2 tRNA genes are annotated in these 646 nt (G+C 44.7%); both read left to right on the top strand.

The features are described 5' to 3' along the window. The first annotated feature begins 100 nt into the window (after nucleotides 1-100). Nucleotides 101-177, top strand: a tRNA-Ile gene (locus AC4IFT_RS22360). Nucleotides 178-316: 139 nt separating this feature from the next. After that, nucleotides 317-392 (top strand) — tRNA-Ala (locus AC4IFT_RS22355). Nucleotides 393-646 lie beyond the last annotated feature (254 nt).

Here is a 646-nt window from a genome sequence, read left to right as displayed (position 1 = left end):
CCGTAGGGGAACCTGCGGTTGGATCACCTCCTTACCATTGAAGTGTTTTTGTGAAGTGCTCACACAGATTGTCTGATGAAATTAAAGTAGCGGTATCGATAGGCTTGTAGCTCAGGTGGTTAGAGCGCACCCCTGATAAGGGTGAGGTCGGTGGTTCAAGTCCACTCAGGCCTACCACTTTTCTCTTATGCTGCGTTATGGCTCAGCTCGTTTACTTATGTAAACTTCGCTAACCCACGCCTTGCCTAAGAAAAAAGACCTCCGAGTAAGAAAAAAATCTTATCAGGAGATTAATCGATACCGAAAAAACCTTTATGGGGCTATAGCTCAGCTGGGAGAGCGCCTGCCTTGCACGCAGGAGGTCAGCGGTTCGATCCCGCTTAGCTCCACCATAAATTTTCTGATTATTCAGAATAGATTAGGCAACTAGTCTATTGCGAATAATTATGCTCTTTAACAATCTGGAACAAGCTGAAAATTGAAAACAACGCACATTGTTTATCGCTTAAACAATGTGAGAGTCTCTCAAAAATCTCAACTTGAAGATGTTTGATTTGCCGTCGGGTGAGTCAATAAAAGACACCTTCGGGTTGTGAGGTTAAGCGACTAAGCGTACACGGTGGATGCCTAGGCAATCAGAGGCGAT

This window comes from Providencia sp. UF-183, from assembly GCF_058246155.1.
This window is presented reverse-complemented; position numbering and strand designations above follow the sequence as displayed.